Annotated in this window: 20 protein-coding genes; 11 read left to right on the forward strand and 9 right to left on the reverse strand. The window is 57.6% G+C overall.

Annotated elements, in window-relative coordinates; translation table 11 throughout:
- Positions 1–241: 241 nt before the first annotated feature.
- Positions 242–727 (reverse strand): cell division inhibitor, encoded by a 486-nt coding sequence (locus AB5Y71_RS09915; protein ID WP_005333614.1) that lies wholly within the window; start codon positions 725–727, stop codon positions 242–244.
- 230 nt (positions 728–957) lie between these two features.
- On the opposite strand from AB5Y71_RS09915, the gene AB5Y71_RS09920 reads away from it, so the two are divergent.
- Both AB5Y71_RS09920 and AB5Y71_RS09925 read left to right on the forward strand, forming a co-directional pair.
- Positions 958–1,155, forward strand: a complete 198-nt coding sequence (locus AB5Y71_RS09920) for a DUF4250 domain-containing protein (RefSeq protein ID WP_005333612.1) — start codon at positions 958–960, stop codon at positions 1,153–1,155.
- A gap of 375 nt (positions 1,156–1,530) precedes the next feature.
- Positions 1,531–4,005: a glycogen/starch/alpha-glucan phosphorylase gene (locus tag AB5Y71_RS09925; protein ID WP_368171476.1), complete on the forward strand. Its 2,475-nt coding sequence runs from the start codon at positions 1,531–1,533 to the stop codon at positions 4,003–4,005.
- A 63-nt stretch (positions 4,006–4,068) separates the two neighbouring features.
- On the opposite strand, the gene AB5Y71_RS09930 is transcribed toward AB5Y71_RS09925, so the two are convergent.
- Together AB5Y71_RS09930 and trxC are read right to left on the reverse strand one after the other, a co-directional pair.
- Positions 4,069–5,451: a DASS family sodium-coupled anion symporter gene (locus AB5Y71_RS09930; RefSeq protein ID WP_005333606.1), complete on the reverse strand. Its 1,383-nt coding sequence runs from the start codon at positions 5,449–5,451 to the stop codon at positions 4,069–4,071.
- 161 nt (positions 5,452–5,612) lie between these two features.
- Positions 5,613–6,047 (reverse strand): thioredoxin TrxC, encoded by a 435-nt coding sequence (trxC, locus tag AB5Y71_RS09935; protein ID WP_042083398.1) that lies wholly within the window; start codon positions 6,045–6,047, stop codon positions 5,613–5,615.
- A gap of 187 nt (positions 6,048–6,234) precedes the next feature.
- On the opposite strand from trxC, the gene AB5Y71_RS09940 reads away from it, so the two are divergent.
- The 4 genes from AB5Y71_RS09940 to AB5Y71_RS09955 all read left to right on the forward strand — a co-directional run bounded on the left by AB5Y71_RS09940 (position 6,235) and on the right by AB5Y71_RS09955 (position 13,331).
- Positions 6,235–9,039: a response regulator gene (locus AB5Y71_RS09940; protein WP_139463071.1), complete on the forward strand. Its 2,805-nt coding sequence runs from the start codon at positions 6,235–6,237 to the stop codon at positions 9,037–9,039.
- A gap of 166 nt (positions 9,040–9,205) precedes the next feature.
- Complete coding sequence (locus AB5Y71_RS09945; protein ID WP_368171477.1) at positions 9,206–10,942, forward strand: ABC transporter transmembrane domain-containing protein; 1,737 nt, start codon at positions 9,206–9,208, stop codon at positions 10,940–10,942.
- Positions 10,939–12,690 carry an ABC transporter transmembrane domain-containing protein gene (locus AB5Y71_RS09950; protein WP_338774652.1) on the forward strand — a complete coding sequence of 584 codons (1,752 nt, stop codon included), beginning with the start codon at positions 10,939–10,941 and terminating at the stop codon, positions 12,688–12,690. The genes AB5Y71_RS09945 and AB5Y71_RS09950 overlap by 4 nt, the downstream gene beginning before the upstream one ends.
- Positions 12,691–12,857: 167 nt before the next feature.
- Positions 12,858–13,331: a DUF4442 domain-containing protein gene (locus AB5Y71_RS09955; RefSeq protein WP_005352552.1), complete on the forward strand. Its 474-nt coding sequence runs from the start codon at positions 12,858–12,860 to the stop codon at positions 13,329–13,331.
- A 33-nt stretch (positions 13,332–13,364) separates the two neighbouring features.
- Here AB5Y71_RS09955 and ybcJ read toward each other — a convergent pair whose 3' ends face one another.
- Positions 13,365–13,598, reverse strand: coding sequence for a ribosome-associated protein YbcJ (ybcJ, locus tag AB5Y71_RS09960; protein WP_005361116.1), 234 nt, complete (start codon positions 13,596–13,598; stop codon positions 13,365–13,367).
- Positions 13,599–13,858: 260 nt separating this feature from the next.
- On the opposite strand from ybcJ, the gene AB5Y71_RS09965 reads away from it, so the two are divergent.
- The 3 genes from AB5Y71_RS09965 to pdxY all read left to right on the forward strand — a co-directional run bounded on the left by AB5Y71_RS09965 (position 13,859) and on the right by pdxY (position 16,318).
- Positions 13,859–14,422, forward strand: a complete 564-nt coding sequence (locus AB5Y71_RS09965) for a hypothetical protein (RefSeq protein WP_005333596.1) — start codon at positions 13,859–13,861, stop codon at positions 14,420–14,422.
- An 83-nt stretch (positions 14,423–14,505) separates the two neighbouring features.
- Positions 14,506–15,282, forward strand: a complete 777-nt coding sequence (locus AB5Y71_RS09970) for a DUF429 domain-containing protein (protein WP_307896683.1) — start codon at positions 14,506–14,508, stop codon at positions 15,280–15,282.
- A 172-nt stretch (positions 15,283–15,454) separates the two neighbouring features.
- Complete coding sequence (gene pdxY / locus AB5Y71_RS09975; protein ID WP_043824274.1) at positions 15,455–16,318, forward strand: pyridoxal kinase PdxY; 864 nt, start codon at positions 15,455–15,457, stop codon at positions 16,316–16,318.
- A 106-nt stretch (positions 16,319–16,424) separates the two neighbouring features.
- Here pdxY and AB5Y71_RS09980 read toward each other — a convergent pair whose 3' ends face one another.
- The 3 genes from AB5Y71_RS09980 to AB5Y71_RS09990 form a co-directional block, all read right to left on the reverse strand.
- Positions 16,425–17,543, reverse strand: coding sequence for a glycerol dehydrogenase (locus AB5Y71_RS09980; RefSeq protein ID WP_307896684.1), 1,119 nt, complete (start codon positions 17,541–17,543; stop codon positions 16,425–16,427).
- A gap of 487 nt (positions 17,544–18,030) precedes the next feature.
- Entirely contained in the window at positions 18,031–18,423 is a 393-nt protein-coding gene (locus tag AB5Y71_RS09985) for an NUDIX domain-containing protein (RefSeq protein WP_159143829.1), read from the reverse strand.
- Positions 18,424–18,440: 17 nt separating this feature from the next.
- On the reverse strand, positions 18,441–18,998 hold the full coding sequence (locus tag AB5Y71_RS09990; RefSeq protein ID WP_307896685.1) for a class IV adenylate cyclase: 558 nt from the start codon (positions 18,996–18,998) through the stop codon (positions 18,441–18,443).
- A gap of 299 nt (positions 18,999–19,297) precedes the next feature.
- On the opposite strand from AB5Y71_RS09990, the gene AB5Y71_RS09995 reads away from it, so the two are divergent.
- Together AB5Y71_RS09995 and AB5Y71_RS10000 are read left to right on the forward strand one after the other, a co-directional pair.
- On the forward strand, positions 19,298–20,143 hold the full coding sequence (locus AB5Y71_RS09995) for a DUF5718 family protein (RefSeq protein ID WP_118854763.1): 846 nt from the start codon (positions 19,298–19,300) through the stop codon (positions 20,141–20,143).
- Between the two features lie 57 nt (positions 20,144–20,200).
- Entirely contained in the window at positions 20,201–20,641 is a 441-nt protein-coding gene (locus tag AB5Y71_RS10000) for an acetyltransferase (protein ID WP_307896686.1), read from the forward strand.
- A gap of 77 nt (positions 20,642–20,718) precedes the next feature.
- Here the strand turns inward: AB5Y71_RS10000 and AB5Y71_RS10005 are convergent, their stop codons facing one another.
- Entirely contained in the window at positions 20,719–21,039 is a 321-nt protein-coding gene (locus tag AB5Y71_RS10005) for a DUF4377 domain-containing protein (RefSeq protein WP_019446103.1), read from the reverse strand.
- 92 nt (positions 21,040–21,131) lie between these two features.
- Positions 21,132–22,418, reverse strand: a complete 1,287-nt coding sequence (locus tag AB5Y71_RS10010) for a citrate synthase (protein ID WP_307896687.1) — start codon at positions 22,416–22,418, stop codon at positions 21,132–21,134.
- Between the last annotated feature and the right edge of the window lie 200 nt (positions 22,419–22,618).

The following is a 22,618-nucleotide window of genomic DNA, read 5'->3' on the forward strand; positions in this document are numbered from 1 at the left end:
CCCGCAGGTTTGAATACTTGGGCTGCATGATTGTCCAGTTCAGGTTTTATTTTCTGCCTCTTTATCTGTTACATCTTTTGATGTTTGTCTGCTTGCAGCAAGCAGGGTCAAATGATCTCCGATGCCTACCGTCAGGCTGTTGCACGCTTGTCTTTCAAATAAAGCCGCTGGTCACATATTGGTTGCGCCCTTCTGTCACTGCGCCCCGCGGGAGAGCCTGCGTAGGTGTTCGTTTTTTTTCTTAATGATTGAGGTAGATATCTTGCTCTGCATAGGCCAGCAGAGGTGTGCCGAGGTTAGTCCGTTTCGCGCCAAAGAAGCGGGTGAGTACGCCAGATTGCTGTCCCAGTCGCTGCAGCTTGACGTGATCCAGCTCGATCTGCTCGGGTAGCCAGGTAAATACGGCGGCGCAGTGACCATTGCCCAGACTGCGCTCCAGGGTTTGCTGCCAGTTCTTGATTTTGGGGCTATGTACCACCAGCACTCTCTTGGGATCGATACCTCGCTCTTCCAGACGGCTGACTGTGGGGCGTCCCGGCGGGGCGATCAACAAGATCCAGCCGGTATGAGCCTCCCCAAGCTTTGTCAGCTCGCTCAGAAACTGATCATCAGACTGGATAGTCACACCATAATGAGCCAACTCCGCTTTGCAGGCGGTTCTGGTTGGCCAGGGCTTGCTCATGACACGATTCATCGCAAAGGGCAGTGAGTGCAGGGGCTGGTTCATATATGGGTTTCCTGTATGAATATCCAAGCTGTATGTGTATACAGTAGTTATATCCTGTGGCAGTGACAAGGAGTTTTTGCTGAAAAATGTGATGGTGTTGGCATGTGTCGTTAGTAAGGTTATGTTTTTAAACACTATTTAATATAAAGCTGGCTGGGTGTTTTTCGTACTATGGACAAACCTTGCGTAACCGCCCATGGTTATACAGGTCATTTACAGGAGGTGCCGCCATGGATATCAGTACCTTGCAACGTCTTGATGCCAACATCTTGCTGGGCATCATCAATGAGAAGCTAAGGCTTGAGTGTGACGGGTTGGAGGAGTTACTGGCCTATTACGATATGAGTGAAGAGCAGTTGGCAGGACGTCTGGATCAGATTGGGTACCATTACGATCCATTGAGTAATCAGTTCAAGGCACATCTTTAAGGGTGCAATGATTGCTTCATATTTATACGGTAATTTTTCAGGCACATTGAAACCGGTTTCAATGTGCCGTCTTGCTGCCTATTTTCAGGGATTTTCAAGGCTTGGCAATCTCTGAAAACCTATTCATGCCAGAATATTTTTATTGTTTCATTAAGTTTATGATAATAAAGGGAATGTTTGTTTTTGTGCGATCAATTAAAGGAAAGGGTTTTCAAGCTTTTCAGGCTGTTTTTATCGGTTAAAGTGTGACTTGCGTTAACTTTTAATTCTGCCGCTTTAGTTAGTATTCTCACGCCGGTACATATTTTGAGATAACAACAGCGCCGGTCCCGCAAGCGGGATAACAATTTTATTTGTAACGAAGGAATATGGTTTATGGCTACCAAGAAGAAGACAGACCAGGATCTCCAACTGGATAAAGATCAGCTCAAGGCGAGTATCGTGCGTCACCTGCGTTCTACCTTGGGAACAAGCGAACAGAAAGCCTCTCCCGAAGCGTGGTGGAAAGCCACTGCTGCGGCTGTCAATGAACAGGTGTACGAGCGCCTGACCCGCACTCAGCAGACTCATTTCAAGAAAGATACTCGTGCGATTCACTATCTCTCTGCTGAATTCCTGATGGGACGATTGACTTCCAACAACCTGCACAACCTCTCCCTCTACAAGACTTGCGAAGAGGCGCTGGGCGAACTCGGTCTGGAACTGACCGACCTTTGCGAACAAGAGCCGGACATGGCACTTGGCAACGGCGGCTTGGGGCGTCTGGCTGCCTGCTTTATCGACTCGCTGGCCACTCTGAACTATCCGGCGGTTGGTTATGGTATCCACTACGAACACGGTCTGTTCCGTCAGGAAATCCAGGATGGCCGCCAGATCGAGCGTCCGGACTCCTGGCGTGAATATGGCAACCCCTGGGAGATCTGCCGCCCCGAGTCGGTGCAAGAAGTGCCGCTCTATGGCTACGTCGAGACCGTGTTTGGTGACAATGGCGGCCTGAAGAAGGTATGGCACGCCGGTCGCAAGATTAAAGGGGTGCCTTGGGATATTCCGGTGGTCGGTTTTGGCGGTCACACCGTCAACATCCTGCGTTTGTGGGAATCCCGCGCCTCCGAGTTTTTCGACTGGGACGTGTTCAACGCCGGTGGTTACATCGACTCCCAGGCTGAGAAAGCCCAGGCTGAGACCATCTCCAAGGTGCTGTATCCGAACGATGAGACCGATGCAGGTAAAGAGCTGCGTCTGATCCAGCAGTACTTCTTCTGTGCTTGCTCCATCAAGGACATCATGCGCCGCTACAAGCGGGTCCATGGCAGTGACTTCAGCAACTTTGCTGCGCAAATCGCCATTCAGCTCAACGATACTCACCCGACTGTCGCCATCCCGGAACTGATGCGGGTGCTGGTTGACGAGGAAGATCTGAACTGGGATGCCGCCTGGGCTATCTGCTATCAGGTCTTCTCTTATACCAACCACACTCTGCTGCCGGAAGCGCTGGAGAAGTGGTCGGTCAGCCTGTTCGAGAAAGTACTGCCTCGCCATCTGGAAGTGATTTACGAGATCAACGCCCGCTTCCTGAACGAGTTGGTGGAGCCCAAGTGGCCGGGCAACGATGCCATCAAGGCCAAGCTCTCCATCATCGAAGAGGGGGCCGTGCGCAAGGTTCGCATGGGCAACCTGTGCGTGATCGGTTCGTCCAAAGTGAACGGTGTGGCCGAGATCCACTCCAAGCTGGTGAAGGAAGATCTCTTCCCCGAGTATGCCGAGCTATGGCCGGAAAAAATGTGCAACGTGACCAACGGGGTAACCCCGCGTCGCTGGCTGCTGGCGTGCAATCCAGAGCTGGCTGGTCTTTACAACGAAGTTGTGGGCAAGGAGTGGCCGCTGCAACTGGACAAACTGCGTGGCGTGGTGAAGTTTGCCGACGACAAGGCGTTCCAGCAGCAGTTCATGACCATCAAGCGTCACAACAAAGAGAAGCTGGTCAAGGTCATCAAAGACGAAACCGGTATCGATGTCAGTGCCGAGGCGATCTTTGACGTTCAGATCAAACGTCTGCACGAGTACAAGCGCCAGCAGCTGAACCTCATTCACATCATGGCACTCTATCGTCGTCTGCTGGCCAACCCGGACTATGACATGCACCCACGCGTGTTTATCTTCGGCTCCAAAGCGGCGCCCGGTTACAAGCTGGCCAAAGACATCATCTATGCCATCAACAAGCTGGCGGATCGGGTCAACAACGATGCTCGTATCCAAGGCAAGCTGAAAGTGGTGTTCATGCCGAACTACCGCGTGAGTCTGGCCGAGAAGCTGATCCCGGCGGCAGATGTCTCCGAGCAGATCTCTACGGCAGGTTATGAAGCATCCGGTACCGGCAACATGAAGATGGCACTCAACGGTGCAATCACCATCGGGACGCTGGATGGAGCCAACATCGAGATCGCTGAAGAGGCGGGTGCCGAAAACTGTGCCATCTTCGGTCTGAACGTGGACGAAGTGAAGTCGCTGAAGGCGCGCGGTTACAACCCGTACGACTTCTACTATGCCAACTCCGAGCTCAAAGCCGTGCTGGACTGGTTTGATACCGACTACTTCACGCCTGGTCGTCCGGGTGAGCTGGCCTCCATCAAGCGCTCCTTGCTGGAAGGGGGAGACCCTTACCTGACCCTGGCGGACTTCCAGTCCTACTCGGATGCACACAAGCTGATCGATACTTGGTATCGGGATCCGGCACTGTGGGCGAAGAAGGCCATCATCAACTCGGCCACCATGGGCAAGTTCAACTCCGACCGCTCCATTCAGGACTATGTGGATCGGATCTGGGATCTGAAGGCCTGCAACATCAGCTAATCGGATTCATAAATGAGAAAACCCCCGCAATGCGGGGGTTTTTGTTTATTGGGGGGAGCTGGATCAAAGGATATCGCCAACAAAGTAGGCCAGCAGGGCGAGCAACACGGTAAAGACCACGTTCAGAGCCATACCGGCTTTCATCATCTCCCTCTGGCGGATGTGGCCACTGGCAAAGACGATAGCATTGGGCGGCGTGGCGACCGGCAGCATAAAGGCACAGGAGGCACCGATAGCGATCAACACCGACATCACCACAGGTGATACACCCAGCGCCTCGGCGACACCGGCAAACAGGGGAACCAACAGCGCGGCGGTGGCGGTGTTGGAGACCAGCTCGGTCAGGAACACCACGAAGGCGGCCAGCATAAGCAACACAACAAAAATGTTGGCGTTGGAGAGCACGGCCGACAGATGGCTGGCCAGGAAGGCGCTGGTACCAGTGGCTTTGAGAATGGCGCTCAGGGTCAGACCGCCGCCAAACAGCATCAGTACGCCCCAGTCGGTATTCTGGTTGACGTCATCCCAGCTGGCGACACGGCTGACCACGATGGCCACGATGGCGCCCATGGCAATCAGGGTGTCGAGTTGCGGAATACCGCCAAAGGCGTTGGAGATGGGTTGTGAGCCGATCCAGAGCACAACGGTGGTCAGGAAGATTGCCAGCGTCACTTTACGCTCGCGGGTCCAGTTGATGGTGACATCCTGGATCTCGACGCGGTGGCTGAGACGCGGGCGGGTTACCAGATAGAGCAGGGCAATACCGCAGGGCATCAGGATCAGCACTACTGGAACACCGAATTTCATCCAGTCAGTGAAGCCAATCCCCATCTGGGCGGCTGCGATGGCGTTGGGTGGGCTACCCACCAGGGTACCGATGCCGCCGATACTGGCGCTGTAGGCGATCCCCAGCAATACGAAGACGAAGGTGGCGCGCTCTTTTTTGCTATCGAGGCGTGCCAGCATACCGATCGCCAGTGGCAGCATCATGGCGGTGGTAGCGGTGTTGCTGATCCACATCGACATGGCGGCTGTGATGGTAAAGAGCAGGATGACGCCCCAACCTAGATGACCATTGGCCAGGTGCATCACCTTGCCTGCCATCAGGGTATCCAGTCCCTGTTTTGAGAGAGCTGCCGCGAGGGCGAAACCGCCAAAAAAGAGGAACAGGATCGGGTTGGCAAAATCGGTGAGGGATTTGCTCATGTCAAACACCCCGAGCACGGTCGCCAGCAGGGGTACCAGCAGCGCGGTGATGGTGACGTGCAGTGCTTCGGTCAGCCAGAGGATGGCGATAAAGACCAGAATGCCCAGCCCCTTGTTGACCATGGGGTCAAACGGGAGCCAGGCGAGCATGGCACAAAGTAGCAAAACATCCAGGATGACGATCCCTGATTTGATGTCCAGCCAGCGAGATGGAGCAGAGGGTACAGCTGATGTGTGCATAATGTTCTCTCGGTTAATTTATGGTTGTTTTTGTGTTGCCGAGATTACATCCATTCACTTGTTTGAAACAGACTCACATGTTGAAAATCAGCCTCTACTCACATACTCATTGATAAAAATGAGGAAATGAACACATAAATAAAACATGTGCGAAATATAAATCAAACATCCATGAACTGTTCCAGCCATTGCTTGAACATGCTCTTGGGCAAGGAGCCATTTATCTGGTTCACCAGTTTGCCCTGTTTGAAGACCATCAGGGTGGGGATACTGCGAATGGCGTAACGGGCGGCAATGGTGCTCTGTTGCTCGGTATCGACTTTGGCAAAGCGCATCCGTGGTTCGAGTTCATGGGCAACCTCATGAAATACCGGAGCAAACTGCTGGCAGGGGCCGCACCAGCTGGCCCAGAAATCGACCACGACCGGGATATCTGAGTTGATCAGGGTATCGAAGTTATCCGTCTTCCCGAGGCAAGGGGTCTGGCTGAACAGGGGGGCTTTGCAGCGCCCGCATTTGGCAGATGTATCGATATGGGTAATGGGCAGGCGGTTCCTGGTAAAGCAGTGGCTACAATAAGTAGTGATAAATGACATAATTGGTTCCTTCTAAATCAGCTCTGGCCGGGGATATGATGAGAAGCCAGAATGAAGCAATCGCGAAACAATAGCGAAATATCAGAGCAATAACGGTAACACAGTGCCCAGCGGGAGTGGATAATTCCCCCAGGGGTCATTGCCTGACCGGATAATTCAGCGACCACCAGATGAGAGTCGAGACGGGATGAATAAAGGATCACGGAAAAACCGTGCTGTGCCAGGGCTGATCGTTGCCTTGCTGCTCGCCTTTTCGGGCTACTGCTGGCAGTCGCTCAGTCAGCAGCAACAGGCCCACGACCTGAACGACGCGGCCGAGGTGGTGCTGAACCGGATCAACGCCGATACCGTCTATCTGCTTGGGCGGGAGCAGGCCAATGACAGCAATGTCCAGCAGCGCCTGAACCAGTTATCCATCACCCTTGACGGTTTTGTACGGGAAGTCAGAAGCGATCCCGAGCTGGTGCAAGACGATCTCTCCCAAGCACTGCTTGAGGACATGGACACCTATCTGATGGCGCTGGCCAGGCTTCATGCCATTGAGATGGCTATCGAGTACCTCAATGCGCCCCTGCAGGCCCAGATTAAAAAGGTGCGGGGGATAAGCCCGTCAGACAGTGCTCTCCATCGCGACCTGGAGGAGTTGGCGCAACTGAGCAACTATCTGCAGCGCAGTTGGGACAAACGTGAACAGACTACGCTGGACCAGCTGCAACAGCAGTTGCAATCCCGTTATGGCAACTTGCCGGAGATCGCCACCCTGATCCGCCTGAGCAAGGAGATGAGCCAGCAGGTGATTGCTTATCACACCTTGCGTTACCAGCTCATCGACATGCATGTGATCGAGAGTCTGGTGCGCTGGAAACTCGACAAGCTGGAGCGCGCCTCCTCTTTGATGAACCGCTTCTATCTGATGGTGCTGTGCGGGGCTTTGATCTGCTTTGCGCTGGTGGCCTTCACCCTGTGGCGCCGCAACCAGAAGCTGAGCGAGTTGTCGCGCCAGACCGGCTTGCTGGCTCAGGCCAAAAGCGATTTTCTGGCCAACATGAGCCATGAGATCCGCACCCCCATGAATGCCATCATAGGTTTTAGCTCGCTGGCACTGCAGACCGAATTGGATCAACAACAGCGGGACTATCTGGGCAAGATCAAATCCTCATCCGATACCCTGCTGTTGCTGATCAACGACATCCTTGATTTGACCAAGGTGGAGTCAGGCAAGCTGACGTTGGAGGAGATCGACTTCGATCTCAGCGAGCAGCTCGATTCGCTGGCGGGCATGTTTGCCGATCTGGCGGAGCGCAAACACGTGGAAGTGGTTATTCGCAAGTCACCGGAGGTGCCGGTCTTCTTGCGGGGGGATCCCTTGCGACTGGGACAAGTGCTGGTCAATCTGGTGAACAACGCCATCAAGTTTACCGAACGCGGTGAAGTCGAAGTCTGCATCGAGCTGGCCAATCCTCACCCAATGCGGATCCGCTTCAGTGTTCGCGATACCGGCATCGGCATTGCCGAAGAGAAGCAGACCCAACTGTTTCAGGCGTTTACCCAGCTGGAGGCGGGCAATACCCGCAAATATGGCGGCTCGGGACTCGGGCTCAATATCTCCCAGCGGCTGGTGGAGCTGATGGGGGGGCGGATCACCGTAGAGAGCAAGCCTGGCGTCGGCTCTCTGTTCAAGTTCGATATCCCGATGGCGCAGGCGGTCTACGGCGTGGCTGGACGGAAAGTCTTCTTCGAAAACCAGCCGCTGGTGATGGTGATGGATGACAACGAACTGGTGCTGGATCTGGCCCGGGACATTCTGACTCGGGCGGGAGTGCGAGTGCTGCCGGTCAACTCCCTTTCCCGTGCCCGTCAGCTGCTCCGTGAAGAGGGACCGAATCTGCGGTTGGCGATCCTCGACTGGCGCATGGGTCAGGAGGATGGGCTCGATCTGGCGCTGGAGATGTATCAGCACAGCCAGTGGCGGCGGATCCCCATCCTGATGATCAGTGCCTGGGCCAGAGAGGGGCTACACGCCAGGATGGACAGCATGGGGCTGACCCATTTTCTGCCCAAACCGATGACCGAAAATGCCCTGCTGGCCAAGGTGGACGAGCTGCTCAACGGCAGCTCCTACGAGCTCAACCTGCGCAAGGCAGAGGCACAGGGGGATCAGCAACACTTCAAATCCCTGTTGCAGGGTACCCGAGTGCTGTTGGCGGAAGATAACCGGGTCAATCAGCAGCTCATCATCGAGTATCTGCGGCGCGTCGATGCGGTAGTGTGTGTGGTCAGCAATGGTCGGGAGGCGGTGGAGCGGGTTGCAGAGCAGCCTTTTGACGTGATCCTGATGGATTTGCAGATGCCGGTGCTGGACGGACTCGATGCCACCCGCCAGATCCGCAAGATGGTCGACAAACACGATGTGCCCATCATTGCCCTCACCGCCAGTGCCATGCCCGGTGACAAGGAGCGTTGTCTGGGGGTGGGGATGAATGGCTATGTCACCAAGCCGGTGAGCAAGCTGGATCTCTACAACAACCTGCTGCAGTGGGTAAAGCCGCAAGGGGTGGAGCAGGCGGGGATCATGGAGGTGAAACCGCCGGATATGATCGGGATCCTCGATCTGCAGGATGCCCTCAAGCGGCTGGAGCAGGACAAGGAGGCATTGCAGATCCTGTTCAAGCTGTTCATGTCGGAGCACAAGGACGATCTGTGGGAGATCCGCTCAGCCCTGCGCCGTCAGCAGCCCGAGGTGGCAAGCAAGCTGCTGCACACCCTCAAGGGGGTGTCTGCCAATATCTCGGCGGCCCGTCTGCAATTGGTGGCTGGCGAGCTGGAGTGGCGCTTGCGGCAAAACGAGGTGCTAAGCGAGACAGATCTGGAGCAGTTGCAACAGGTGTTCAGCCAGACCCGGGAAGAGGTGTCACACTTCCTGTTGACCGGTGAGCAGCATGAAAATTCGTATAATCCCTATTCATCAGGGGATGATCGCATGTCACAGTGAATTAAATAGTAATTATTCTCAACCATCCCGGTTCGGGATATGATGAGCTTTCGTTCGAATCGCCTCCAGCCGGAGGCGATTGTTTTCATTCTTCTATTTCTGCGTGGCTTCGCTGATGGCCGCTCCTTGGAGCGGTCACGGGCAGAGAGCGCTAAAGGTTGGTGGTGTGAGCGTATTTCTACGATTGAGCTGGTTTTTCAAGGAGCAGTGGCCCCGTTATCTGGCTGCCATCTCCCTGCTACTGATGGTAGCCCTGTTGACCGTTATTCCGCCCAAAGTGGTGGGCTGGGTGGTGGATGGCATCACCAAGGACGGTCTCGACAATGGTACCCTGATGCGCTATCTGGCGGGGCTGTTTGGTCTGGGTGTGCTGATTTATCTGCTGCGCTACGTCTGGCGGGTGATGCTGTTTGGTGCCTCTTACCGTCTGGCCTATGTGTTGCGCAATCGCCTGTTCAGCCATTTCACCCGGATGAGCCCCGATTTTTATCAGCGCCACCGTACTGGCGATTTGATGGCCCATGCCACCAATGACATTCAGGCTGTGGAGATGACCGCTGGCGAAGGGGTGCTGACTCTGGTGGACTCCATCATGGTCGGGGTATTGGTGCTCTCCATCATGTGCAGCCAGTACTCCTGGCAGTTGACGCTGGTCTCCTTACTGCCGCTGCCGGTGATGGCCTATTTCATGAACCGCTTCGGCACCCAGATCTACACCCAGTTCAAGGCGGCGCAAGGGGCCTTCTCCAGGCTCAACAACAAGACCCAGGAGGCCCTTTCCGGCGTGCGGGTGTTGAAATCCTATGCGGTTGAATCGCTGGAAGATGAAGGCTTTGCCGAGCTGACCAAACAGGCGGGGGAGCGCAATATGGCGGTGGCCCGCATCGATGCCAAGTTCGATCCGGTCATTTATCTCTGTATCGGTTGCTCCTACTTCCTCGCGGTGGCGGGGGGCAGTGTGCTGGTGCTGCGCGATGAGTTGACCCTGGGTGAGCTCACCAGCTTCACCATGTACCTCGGCCAGCTGATCTGGCCGATGTTTGCCATCGCCTGGCTGTTCAACATCATCGAGCGGGGCAGCGCCGCCTACTCCCGTATCGAAAGCCTGCTGGGGGAGCGCAGCGATATCGAAGAGCCCGCCCAGCCGGCCGCGTTTACCTCTGCCTTTCCTTTGCAGATCAAAGGGGTGAGCTATCAACTTGAGCAGCGCACCCTGCTTGCGGATATCGACGTTACCCTCAAGCAAGGGGGGATGCTCGGGGTGGTGGGGCGCACCGGGGCAGGCAAGAGCTCCCTGCTCAAGCTGTTGATGCGCCTTGCCAATCCGACTCACGGTTCGATTGTCATGGGTGGCGTTCCGATTGACCTGCTGCCGCTCGCCACACTGCGCAGCCAGTTTGCCTATGTGCCGCAGGAGCCATTCCTGTTTTCCACCACTATCGCCGCCAATATCGCCCTGGGCAAACCCGATGCGAGCCGCGAGGAGGTCGAACGGGTGGCGCGCATTGCCTGTGTTCACGATGATATTGTGCGTTTCCCCAAGGGCTATGAGACCGAGGTGGGGGAGAAAGGGGTGACCCTCTCCGGCGGCCAGAAACAGCGGCTGGCCATTGCCCGCGCCCTGCTGCTGGATGCGCCCCTTCTGGTGCTAGATGATGCGCTCTCGGCGGTGGATGCCCACACCGAGCAGCAAATTCTGCATGCCCTCAAGGCCCATCGTCGCACCCTGATCCTGGTCAGCCATCGCATGACGGCGGTGGAGCAGGCCGACGAGATCCTGGTGCTGGAGCAGGGGACCATCAGCGAGCGGGGTCATCACGGTACCCTGATGGCGCACAATGGCTGGTATGCAGATATGGTGCGTTACCAGCGTCTCGAAGAAGCGGTGGAGGAGAGCCTGTGAATCCGACCATTAAACGACTGCTCGCCTACTGCGCCCAGTATCCTCGCTGGCTGATCCAGGCGGGGATCTGTTTGCTGCTCGCCACCGGTGCCGAAGTGGCCGGGCCGCTGCTGATCAAGCTCTTTATCGATGACTATCTGGCGCCTCGCAATATCGTGCTGCCCACCATAGCCCTGATTGCAGCGGGCTATCTGGGCTTGCAGGTACTCTCGGCGGCGGGCTTCTATTTGCAATCCCTGCGCTTTAACCGTATCGCCCAGGCGGTGGTGCAAACCTTGCGCGAGCAGGTGTTTGCCACCGCCATCCGCTTGCCGGCCCGCTACTTTGACAAGCATCGCTCCGGCTCGCTGATTTCCCGCATCACCAACGACACCGAGGCGATCATGAACCTCTATGTGCAGGTGATCGGCTTGCTGGTGCAAAAAGTGGTTCTGTTGTGCGGCATCCTCATCTCGATGGCGCTGCTGGATCTGCGGCTGATGCTGGTCTGCTCCCTGTTGCTGCCCGCAGTGGGTGGGGTGATGTGGCTCTACCAGAAACTTAGCGTGCCGGTGGTGCGAGCGACCCGCAGCCTGCTCTCCGACATCAACAGCCGCCTCAACGAGTCGCTGCAGGGGATGCCGGTGATCCAGGCGATGGTACAGGAGCGCCACTTTGCCAACGCCTTTGCCGAGGTGAATCAGCAGCACTGGTCGGCACGGGTCAAGAGCCTCAAGATCAACGGCATTTTGCTGCGTCCGCTTATCGATCTCTTCTACATGATGGTGCTGATTGGTCTGTTGGCGCTGTTCGCCCACGAGGGGGTGAGCCACGCCGGTGCGATTCAGGTGGGGGTGCTCTACGCCTTTATCAGCTATCTGGGGCGGATGATAGAGCCGCTCATCGAGATGACCAACCAGCTTAACCAGTTGCAGCAGGCGATGGTGGCGGGGGAGCGGGTCTTTGCCCTGCTCGATGAAACCCGCGAGAGCACCGATGGCGAGATGATTCCGCTGGAAGGGCGGGTCAGTTTCGAGCGGGTGAGCTTCTCCTACGATGGTGAGCAGCAGGTGCTGCGGGAGGTCAGTTTTGCCGCAAAACCGGGCCAGATGCTGGCGCTGGTGGGCCATACCGGCAGCGGCAAGTCCACCATCATCAGCTTGCTGATGGGCTTCTATCCGCTGGATCAGGGGCAGATCCGCTTCGATGATCACGCACTGGATACCCTGTCGCTGGCGGCGGTGCGCCGCAGCATCGGGCTGGTGCAGCAAGATCCCTTTATCTTCGTCGGCACCCTGGCGGAGAACCTGCGTCTCGGTCGGGCCGGAATAGACGAAACGAGGCTCTGGCAGGCGCTGAGCGAGGTGCAGTTGGCCGAGTTTGTGCGCAGCTTGCCACAGGGGATCAACACCTTGATGGAGGAGGGGGGCAAGAACCTCTCCGCCGGTCAGCGGCAACTGCTCTCCTTTGCCCGCGCGCTGGTGGGGGATCCGCGTATCCTCATTCTGGATGAAGCGACGGCGAGTGTGGACTCCCAGACCGAGCTGGCGCTGTCGCAGGCGATCTCTGCCGCCCGTCGTGGCCGCACCACCATCGCCATCGCCCACCGCCTCTCGACCATCGTCGATGCGGACGAGATCCTGCTGCTCTCCCGCGGTCAGGTGAGCGAGCGGGGTACCCATGGTGAGTTGATGGCCCTCGGCGGTCACTATGCCCAGCTGTTCGAGATGCAGAGTCAGGGGGCCTGGCTGGAAGAGAAGCGCGCCTGATCGGCACATTTGCTGTAACAGCGACATGAGCGAAAAGAGGGAACCGGTGCGGTTCCCTCTGTTTTTTTGGGTTGGGCAAAAGGTCGTAACCGTGATCCCTGTGCTTGTCGAATGGCGCAGATGCAGGCAACATGTTGTTTACATTAACTCATCGGATCAGTTCGCATATGGATTTGCAACGCTTCAAAGCCAATCTGGCGCTTCGGCTGTTTGCCTGGCGCTACATTCCCGTCATCGGGTTTTGTGCCCCGATCATCGAAGAGATGAACGCCAAGGCGCTGCGCATTCGCATTCCCCTTGGCTGGCGTACCCGCAACCACCTAGGCAGCATGTATTTTGGCGCGCTGGCGACCGGCGCCGATCTGGTAGGTGGTCTACTGGTGATGGAGAAGGGGCGGCAGCGGCGCAAGAAGGTGCACTTCGCCTTCAAGGATGTGCAGGGGGAGTTTTTGAAACGACCGGAGGGGGATGTGCAGTTCGACTGCGCAGCGGGGGAGGAGATTGACGCCATGATCGACGAGTCGCTGGCAAGCGGTCAGCGCATTAATCGCCCCATCCGGGTGGTGGCCACCTGCCCGTCATTGAACGGGGATGAGGCGATGGCGCGTTTTGTGCTGACCCTGTCGATCAAGGCCAGCTAGCGGGTTGCCGGAGAGTGGCTCCCCGAAACGGGTTTAGCCAATCTCCGGGCTGACACCCTCTTTCACCACGACCTTCATGCCGTTGAAGTTGACCACCTGTTCGGCCACGATCTTGCAGCGCTTGCGGGTCTCCACCTGACCGTCCACCTCGACCAGCCCTTCGGCAACGAGGGCTTTGGCGGCGCCGCCACAATCGGCCCACCCCTGATGTTTGATAAGGTCACACAAGGCAACGAAGGGGTGACCTTCGAGCAGAAACGTCTCCATGGGAAATCCTCTAGATGGATGAATGCCGGATACAGCAGGGCGACTATTTTAGGCAGTTCGCTCAGGCAAAGAAAGGAAGAGGGGCCACTCGCTGCGAAAAAGTGGCCGATTGTCTTTAAGGTGGCGCTTTCGCAAGACCTGATGGAGAGGTGAGAGGGCCACCCGTGACGTATCGTGACGCACCTCGTCCCTGCTGGTGTGCCCACATTAGCCCCTGACTGTTAGGATCGGGCCACTCTCAATGGCCCAAGGAACTTTCCATGACACTCTCCCGCCTGCTGCTGGCATGCAGCGCCCTTACTCTGTGCGGTGTCGCGCAGGCCAGTACTCCGGTGCAGGTCTCGCTGCCTGGGGTCAATTTGCCCGCGTCCCATCAGGTGGAAGGGGCGCGCGCCTCGCTGCTCTACGGCCGGACCGGTCAGGTGAAGGGTATTGATCTGCCGATCTTCGCCCTCTCCGATGTGGATCAGTTCAGCGGCCTGCAGCTCGGGATCTTCCTCGGTGCTGGTCGGGTGCGCCACCAGTTTGGCGGGGTCGCCATCAACGCCATCAACTGGCACGAAGGGCAAGATACCGGCGTCAATCTGGGGCTGGTCAACCTGACCAACAATGTACAGGGGCTTAACTGGGGAGCGGTCAATATCGCCAAGGGCAATGCGCTGGCCAACGTTGGCTTCGTCAACTATGCCGAGCGTACCACCTTCCAGATTGGCTTTATCAATGCGACCAAGCACCTCGACGGCTTGCAGATCGGGCTGGCCAACTATGCCGCCAACGGTGTGTTCCCCATTCTGCCGCTGGTGAACTTCCAGAAATCGTTCTGAGTGGGCGGTTCGCTTTGCGTTAAGGGCCTCTGCTGATTACCCTGTGCCTCTTGCAACTTGTGACAGGCGAACAGAGGTAATTGATGACGGCAGGGCAAATGAGTGCAATCGGGATCGGCTGGGATGTGCGTGGCTGGCAGGGCAGTGCCCAGGCGGTGGCCGTGGTGGGCTGGCAGGCCGAATCCAACCGCCTGCACTGGCTCGGGGTGTCGCCGCTGTTTCGTCTGAGCTCGCGGGTGGCGCCGGATCTGGCCGCCCTGCTGCGTCCGGCCCTGCAAAACGAGCTGACCCTGATGCAGGTAGAAGCCTGCCCGCAACTGGCGCTCGGTATCGATGCTCCGCTCGCCTTTCCCCGTGCCTTGCGGGATCTGCTCAATGGCCAGCCACACAGCTGTGCCGTGCCCGAGCGGGAGATAGACAACCCCTACGCCTACCGCGACTGCGAGCGCTGGCTGTATCAGCAGTACGGCAAGAAGCCGCTGTCGGCTACCTTCGACCGGCTCGGCAACAACGCCACCCTAGCGCTCTCCATGCTGCCGCGACTCTCGGATCTGCAACTGGTGCCGACCGTTGCTCCGAAGACCAGTCGCGCCGTGCTGGAGGTCTATCCGGCATTGGCCAAAGTGGGCGGCAAGGCCTCCCCGGCATGGCCCGAGCTGGCGGCACAGCTGCCTGCGGATGTGCTGGTCGGCACCGATCGCTACGATGCGGCGCTCTGCGCCCTGATGGCGCTGCAATATGCCGCTGGTGGCAAGGTGACGGTATTGCCTGAGCTGATTTCGCCACCCAGTGACATGCCTTGTGATGAGGGATGGGTCTATCACTTTGCCCGTCATGCTGTTGAACGTAACGGGATGTGACGGACGGACGCGGCGGATCATGGCGCCGCTCACCCTGTTGACGCGGGCCATATGGCGTAAAAAACCTGTCTTTAGTCAGGAAATTGCCTGTTCATCCCGCGCCAAGGTGGCGCATCGTTATCTTCATCCGATATATTGCCCACCTTGCTGATCCTTTGCTGTGGTATTCCCGATGAAATCCGTTCTCTCTATTCAGTCCCACGTGGTCTTTGGTTGTGCCGGCAACAGCGCGGCCGTCTTCCCCATGCGTCGCCTTGGTATGGATGTATGGCCCATCAACACGGTGCAGTTTTCCAACCACACCCAATATGCCCAGGGGTGGCAGGGAATGGCGATGCCGGCGGGTCATATCAGTGCGCTGGTGAAAGGATTGGGCAATATCGAGGTGTTGAGCCAGTGTGACGCCGTGCTGAGCGGTTATCTTGGCTCCGCCGAACAGGGAGACGAGATCCTGACCGTGGTCAACGCCGTCAAGGCGGCCAACCCCGATGCAATCTACTTCTGCGACCCTGTGATGGGGCACCCGGAGAAGGGGTGTATCGTCGCTCCCGGCGTCACCCGTTTCCTGACCGAGCAGGCGCTGCCGGTGGCCGACATGATGGCCCCCAACCTGCTGGAGCTGGAGACCCTCTGCGATACCCATCTGGCTGATCTGGATCAGACCCGCGCGGCTGCCCATCAGCTGCTGGCCCGCGGCGTCAAGCTGGTGCTGGTCAAGCATCTCGGTCGTGCGGCGCAGGACTCCAGCCGCTTCGAGATGCTGCTGGCGACCCCGCAAGGGGATTACCTGATTGCCCGTCCGCTCTACGACTTTGCCCGCCAGCCGGTGGGGGTTGGCGATCTTATCAGCGCCCTGATGCTGGCCAATTTGCTGGCCGGTCACGATGCGGTTAGCGCGTTCGAGCGCACCAACGCCTCGGTGGATGCGGTGCTGCAGGAGACCTGGCGCCAGCAGGCTTACGAGCTGCAACTCATCACCGCGCAAGATGCCTTCGCCCTGCCAGAGGTTGAAGTGCGAGCGGTGAAACTCCCCTGAGTCAACGCGGACTTTCGTCTATCCCGACAAGGGGGGGGATGCAGATGAAAAAGGCTTGCCAATGGGCAAGCCTTTTTACTGTTTGCCTATTTAGTGCGGCAAGCAATCAGATGCGGGGATGGCAGAGGCGATAACGCTCAGCCATGGCATTGGCCGCTACCATGGCGGCGTAGACATCCTGTTCACTCACTGTCATCGGCATGTTGCCCATGGTATCGAGGGGATCGCAGGCCAGCTGCGCCACCTTGCGCCACTCGCTTTCATCAAAGTGGGTGAGCCCCAGTTCTTGCAGTGTCATGGGCAGGCCTGCACAGTCGATGATGCGAAACACCTCATCAAGCTCATGTTGCGGGGCGCGCTCAAGCACGAGTTGGGTCAGCAGGCCGAAGACCACCTTCTCGCCATGTTGGGCACGATGGAGATCCGCGATCAGTGACATGCCATTGTTGATTGCATGAGCGGCGGCCAGCCCACCGGCTTCTGCGCCGACGCCACTGAGGTAGATGGTGGCCTCGATAACCTGCTCCAGCGCCGGAGTCGAGACATGGTGGCGTATCGCATCCATGGCCAGCTCGATGTTCTCACCAAGCAGCTCGTAACAGAGCTGTGCCAGACCAAGGCCAGTACGTGAAGGGCGCTTGCCGACCAGATTGAGCCCGTCCGCCCGATAGCAGGCGCGCGCCTCGAAATAGGTGGCCAGGGCATCGCCAACGCCTGCGGAAAAGAAGCGGGGAGGGGCGGCGGCAATGATGGCAGTGTCAGCCAGCACCACGTCCGGATTTTGCGGCAGGAACAGATAGCGCTCAAATTCCCCCGCCTGGTTGTAGATCACCGCCAGTGCCGTGCAGGGGGCATCTGTGGAGGCAATCGTCGGGAACAGCACAACCGGACGGCGCAGATAGAAGGCCACGGCCTTGGCGACATCCAGCGTCTTGCCGCCGCCGATCCCGACAATCACGTTCGCACCATATTGCTCTGCAAGGTGGGTCAGGCGGTGGATCTCCTGTTCGGTGCATTCATAGCGAAACTTGTCGACCACTCCCCTGAGGCCTGCCTGCAGGAGCCCCGCCAAAGCTTCTTCCCGTACCCGCTCCAGAATGAACTCATCGCTGATGAGCAACGCATAGTCACCAAAATCTTTAACGTGCTCATGGAGTTGCGGGAGAAGGTGTTGACCGATGATGAACTTTTTGGGGGAGGTAACTGTACGAGGCAAAGTGGGCATCCATTATTCCTCAAGGCAGTGAACAACATAGATTTGATTATCAAATGGGTCTCTCACGATACGCCTGATGAGGCAATAGATGAAGAAGAAAAGGGGGGTGTTTTAATCATTAATTAATCTTTCTGTTTATTTGGTTGTATTTTGGGGTGAGCAATTGGCGGTGTTGAGGCATACAGGAGCAATGGCTCTATCGTGGCAATCCGTCGCAAGCCATATTGCTGCAACAAACAGTCACGCTGGCAACAAGCAGGGCCGCTTGGTGCGGCCCTGCTGTATTTGTATAAGGCATAGGGGATGGTCAGAGCGGTTTGTAGAAGATGACTGTCGCAGCAAGGGAGCCTCGGCGTTGCGTGCACTTTGGTAGGTTGCTGCGCTCTTAACTTCCACAACGTTCATCTGACATCCTTGTCGTTGCGCTGTTATGTGGCTGATTGCCACCGTTGGTTCATATGAGGTAGGTACTTATGCTCGCCGCGAGTACGGCTTGTCAGCGGATCAGCTTCTGCTCAACCAGCCAGGTAAACAGCAGGCGGGAGACGGGGGAGAGCTCATCGAGGTGAGAGCTGTCGAGCCAGCGCAGCTCGGCAATTTCTGCCGAGGCGATTGGGGTGCCGCTCGCTTCGCCGGTGTAACAGCGCAGTCTCACCACGACTCCTGCCGGTTTGCCATCGGCCTGGGCGCTGAACTCGCAGGCAAAGCGCAGGGTATCGGGCTGCAGGGTAACGGCCAGCTCCTCCTCAATCTCGCGGATCAGCGCCGCCTCGTCGCTCTCGCCCGGTTCCCGCTTGCCGCCTGGGATGTAATAGATGTCCTTGCCGTGGGAGCGGGCGCAGAGCAGCTGCTGATCTTTAAAGGTGAGCCAGGCGAGTTTGTCGATCATTGAGTTGCATCCTCTGGTTATGTGGTGCGTATTGCCTGCATGTACAGGGTGCGGTAGGAGCGAGGCTCCTGCGCATCGGGAGAAAGTCCCAACTGATCTGCCAGCGCGAGCAGTTGCTGGCGAAACGCCGGGAGGCGTTCCTCGTCATCGGTCATGATGGCGAGCTCGGCAAAATCCCCGATCTCGGCCAGATGATCCAGGGTGACGTGAAACGGGCCAATAAAGTAGATGCTGCGCCTTTTGGTGATCACGAGTATCTGCCGGTAGTTCATGGTCAAGAGCATGCTGACGGCCTTGTCCGCATTATTGATATTGACCGCCTCGCAGCGATCCGTCTCGGGCCCCTTGACGATCCAGAGCTGGATGCCGGAGGGCTGCATGGTGCGGATAGCCAGACTTTTGCCAGCCTGGGCAAGGGCATCATCCGGGGTGTCGAAGTAGCGATCCTGCTCCAGATTATCCTCCAGCATGATCTCCGGATTGAGGGCGAGCAGTGCCTTGAGGAAGGCGGGGCGATCCGTCAGCTGATATTTGAACTCGACTTCGAAGCGGCCCTGAAAGTGCGCCTGTGACATCAAGAAGATCCCTCTGTGAGCCTGTGTGGCAGGCAGCCTAACAAAGATGAAGTTGAGTCCCAAGGAGAAAGAGGGGATAGGTCGGAAACGCACTGTTTCCAGCGCGGTGACCGCGTAGCTGAATGAGTGCGCAATCGCTGGTTCGCCACAGCCTTCTCGTCCCTAAAAAAGCGGACTGGCGCACATCACGACAGGGCCGGACTGGGCGAAGGCGGGCCCCTTGTGGTTTAATCTTGCCACTTTAGCGGTAGTGGGTGACGGGCCTGCTACCTTGCGTGGGCAAGATGCAGGTGAGCAAGATGCAGATAGCAGCAGAGAGCAAGTTTATCGGACTCGGGGTCGCGGGCAATTTCGCCGGTCATCTGGAGCAGGCGGGCGAAGCATCGGACTTCGTAGCGGTAGTCGTGCGCGACACCACGGCGCCCAAGGCGCTGTTTCCCTTCTTTGTGCCGGGCCATCCGGGTCAGCTCGGGGTATTCCCGTTGAGCGACAAGGCGATCTTCCTGCCGGAAGCGGCGGTCAGCGGTGACGAGAAGGTGCAGATCGAGCCGGAAGTAGCCCTCTGGTGCGAGCTGGAGTATGCCGGCAAGCAGGTGGTGGCGATCCATCCCCGCGCCTTTGGTGCCTATAACGACTGCTCCATCCGCCGTCCCAACGCCAAGAAGATCAGCGAGAAGAAGAACTGGGGCGAAGAGAGCAAGGGGTTGGCGGCCAAGCTGCTGCCGCTTTCCGGTTTTGCCGCCGGTTGCGAGCTCGATGACTATCGTATCGCCTGCTATCTGGAGCGCGATGGCGAGCTGCACGCCTACGGGGTAGACAGCGCCGCCATCGACTACAGCTACTTCCACGGCAAGCTGCTCGACTGGGCCATCGACAAGTTCAATCATCAGCAGGATGAAGGGCCGGCGGAGCACATTCAGGGACTGCTGGCGCAGGCGGGACATCCTCCCCATGCGCTCATCAGTATCGGTGCCACCCGCTATACCCCGTTTGGCGAGACCCACTTCCTCAAACCGGGCGACACCTCCTGCGTGGTGGTCTATCCGGGCAGCCGTTATAGCGAAGCGGATATTCGCGAAGCGATCTGCAGCCGCAACTTTGGCGCTGATATGTCGGTGCTGCTGCAGGCGGTGCAGGCGCGTTAATCACCGTTGCCAGCGGGAAGGTGTCTCTTCCCGCTGGTTATCATATCGAGTTATTTTATGACGATTGTTCCGGTATCCCGGGCCGATTATCCGGCCCTGATCGATCTGTGGGAGGCTTCGGTGCGGGCGACCCACCACTTTCTGCCCGAGGCCGAGATCCTCGCGCTCAAACCGCTTATTCTGGAGCACTACTTCGATGCGGTGACACTGCACTGTGCCCGCACAGAAGAGGGGCACATTACGGGTTTTAGCGGGGTACACGAGGGCAAGCTGGAGATGCTGTTTGTGGCTCCCGAGGCGCGCGGCAGTGGCGTGGGGCGTTTGCTGGTGGCCCATGCCATCAGCCAGTGCGGCGCGACGCTGGTTGACGTTAACGAGCAGAACGAACAGGCGGTGGGCTTCTATCTGAAGATGGGATTCACAGTGACGGGTCGCTCGCCGCTGGATGGTCAGGGCAAGCCCTATCCGTTGCTGCATATGGCGCTGGCGCCGACCTGATCGTGCCTGATGAGGCGCAGTACCCATAAACCAACGGGGGATGGCATCAGCCATCCCCCGTTTTTTGATCGTGTTTGTTACTTGCTGGCGACCTTGTTCACCACCTTGATCAGCTGATAGCGCACGGAGGGGGCATCGGCCGGCACATCGGTGAGCTGCTCCTTGCTGACAGTGAGCTGGTAGCGGTAACCCGGCTCGAACTGGAAACCTTCAATATTCTGGTAGAACAGCGTCCAGGGCTGCTGCTCATCACTGCGAACCTGCATGCACTGCATTGGGCCAACCCCGACGCAATCGACCAACTGGCTGTTGATATAGAGGGTCTCCCCCTGTGACGAGGCGGGGGCGCTCTGGCAGGCGGTCAGCAGCAAGGCTGCGCTGATAAACAGTGGTTTCATAATGGACTCCTTAACGCGAAAGGGGGCATTAGAGCGGCAAACAAAAAGGCGGTCAATGACCGCCTTTGTAACAAACCATATCAGCGCAGTGGTTAGCGCTGCTCGAGTGGAGTGAACTCGCGCAGCGGGTGGCCCACGTAGAGCTGGCGTGGGCGACCAATCTTGCTGTCCGGGTCTGAGTGGAACTCGTTCCAGTGCGCAATCCAGCCGATAGTGCGGGAGATGGCGAAGATCACGGTGAACATGCTCATCGGGATGCCGATCGCCTTCATGATGATGCCGGAGTAGAAGTCCACGTTCGGGTAGAGTTTCTTCTCGACGAAGTAGGGGTCGGAGAGCGCAATACGCTCCAGCTCCATGGCCACGTCCAGCAGCGGATCCTTGATCTGCAGCTCGGTCAGTACTTCGTGGCAGGTTTCGCGCATCACAGTGGCACGAGGGTCGTGATTTTTGTAGACACGGTGACCGAAGCCCATCAGACGGAACGGATCATTCTTGTCCTTGGCCTTGGAGATGTACTCGGGGATGCGATCCACCGAGCCGATCTCTTCCAGCATGCGCAGGCAGGCTTCGTTGGCACCACCGTGGGCCGGTCCCCACAGGGAGGCGATCCCCGCGGCGATACAGGCGAACGGGTTAGCACCGGAGGATCCAGCCAGACGAACGGTGGAGGTGGAGGCGTTCTGCTCGTGATCCGCATGGAGGGTAAAGATACGATCCATGGCGCGTTCAACGATGGGGTTGACCTTGTACTCTTCGGTCGGCACGCCAAACATCATGTGCAGGAAGTTACCGGCATAGGAGAGGGCGTTACGCGGCTGCATGAACGGCTGGCCGATGGAGTACTTGTAACACATGGCGGCCAGAGTCGGCATCTTGGAGAGCAGACGGAAGGCACAGATCTCGCGATGCTGCTCGTTATTGATGTCGAGGGCATCGTGATAGAAGGCGGAGAGGGCGCTGACTACACCGCACATGATGGCCATGGGGTGGGAGTCACGACGGAAGCCGCGGAAGAAGAAGGCGATCTGCTCGTGCACCATGGTGTGGCGGGTGACCAGACGTTCGAATTCGGCATATTGCGCCTTGGTCGGCGCTTCGCCGTACAGCAGGATATAGCAGACTTCCAGATAGGTGGCCTGGGTGGCCAACTGGGCGATGGGGTAACCACGGTGCAGCAAGACACCCTGATCCCCGTCAATGTAGGTAATGGCAGATTTGCAAGAACCGGTGGCCATAAAACCGGGGTCAAAGGTGAAATACCCCTGTGATCCCAATTTTCTGACATCGATGACATCCGGGCCGATGGTGCCGGAGAGGATCGGCAGTTCGACCGGATCTTTTCCGGGCAGGTGTAGGGTGGCTATCTTATCAGCCATAGCACGTCTCCTTTGCTCTTTATAATTTGGTTCCAGTCCTACTCTATTACGACTTTTATGACGCTGGCAAAGGTTGTTACCCATACCGAAGTGGCTGGAGCGCCTTATTTGAAACAGAGTTCCTTATCAATGTCAATTTTGCTGAAACCCCATTAATGGCATTAATGAAATGTTAAATTAAATATGCGATCGAGTTTGCG

The organism is Aeromonas sp. R9-2, from assembly GCF_040908025.1.
Classification (GTDB): Bacteria; Pseudomonadota; Gammaproteobacteria; order Enterobacterales; family Aeromonadaceae; genus Aeromonas; species Aeromonas veronii.

Bases quoted from the DNA above. Each gene is read 5' to 3' on its own strand.
- AB5Y71_RS09995 (WP_118854763.1), top strand. From the start codon at position 19,298: ATGCAGATAGCAGCAGAGAGCAAGTTTATCGGACTCGGGGTCGCGGGC.
- trxC (WP_042083398.1), bottom strand. From the start codon at position 6,047: ATGTCATTTATCACTACTTATTGTAGCCACTGCTTTACCAGGAACCGC.
- pdxY (WP_043824274.1), top strand. From the start codon at position 15,455: ATGAAATCCGTTCTCTCTATTCAGTCCCACGTGGTCTTTGGTTGTGCC.
- AB5Y71_RS09970 (WP_307896683.1), top strand. From the start codon at position 14,506: ATGACGGCAGGGCAAATGAGTGCAATCGGGATCGGCTGGGATGTGCGT.
- AB5Y71_RS10010 (WP_307896687.1), bottom strand. From the start codon at position 22,418: ATGGCTGATAAGATAGCCACCCTACACCTGCCCGGAAAAGATCCGGTC.
- AB5Y71_RS09920 (WP_005333612.1), top strand. From the start codon at position 958: ATGGATATCAGTACCTTGCAACGTCTTGATGCCAACATCTTGCTGGGC.
- AB5Y71_RS10000 (WP_307896686.1), top strand. From the start codon at position 20,201: ATGACGATTGTTCCGGTATCCCGGGCCGATTATCCGGCCCTGATCGAT.
- AB5Y71_RS09940 (WP_139463071.1), top strand. From the start codon at position 6,235: ATGAATAAAGGATCACGGAAAAACCGTGCTGTGCCAGGGCTGATCGTT.
- AB5Y71_RS09965 (WP_005333596.1), top strand. From the start codon at position 13,859: ATGACACTCTCCCGCCTGCTGCTGGCATGCAGCGCCCTTACTCTGTGC.
- AB5Y71_RS09980 (WP_307896684.1), bottom strand. From the start codon at position 17,543: ATGCCCACTTTGCCTCGTACAGTTACCTCCCCCAAAAAGTTCATCATC.
- AB5Y71_RS09915 (WP_005333614.1), bottom strand. From the start codon at position 727: ATGAACCAGCCCCTGCACTCACTGCCCTTTGCGATGAATCGTGTCATG.
- AB5Y71_RS09985 (WP_159143829.1), bottom strand. From the start codon at position 18,423: ATGATCGACAAACTCGCCTGGCTCACCTTTAAAGATCAGCAGCTGCTC.
- AB5Y71_RS10005 (WP_019446103.1), bottom strand. From the start codon at position 21,039: ATGAAACCACTGTTTATCAGCGCAGCCTTGCTGCTGACCGCCTGCCAG.
- AB5Y71_RS09925 (WP_368171476.1), top strand. From the start codon at position 1,531: ATGGCTACCAAGAAGAAGACAGACCAGGATCTCCAACTGGATAAAGAT.
- AB5Y71_RS09930 (WP_005333606.1), bottom strand. From the start codon at position 5,451: ATGCACACATCAGCTGTACCCTCTGCTCCATCTCGCTGGCTGGACATC.
- AB5Y71_RS09955 (WP_005352552.1), top strand. From the start codon at position 12,858: ATGGATTTGCAACGCTTCAAAGCCAATCTGGCGCTTCGGCTGTTTGCC.
- ybcJ (WP_005361116.1), bottom strand. From the start codon at position 13,598: ATGGAGACGTTTCTGCTCGAAGGTCACCCCTTCGTTGCCTTGTGTGAC.
- AB5Y71_RS09990 (WP_307896685.1), bottom strand. From the start codon at position 18,998: ATGTCACAGGCGCACTTTCAGGGCCGCTTCGAAGTCGAGTTCAAATAT.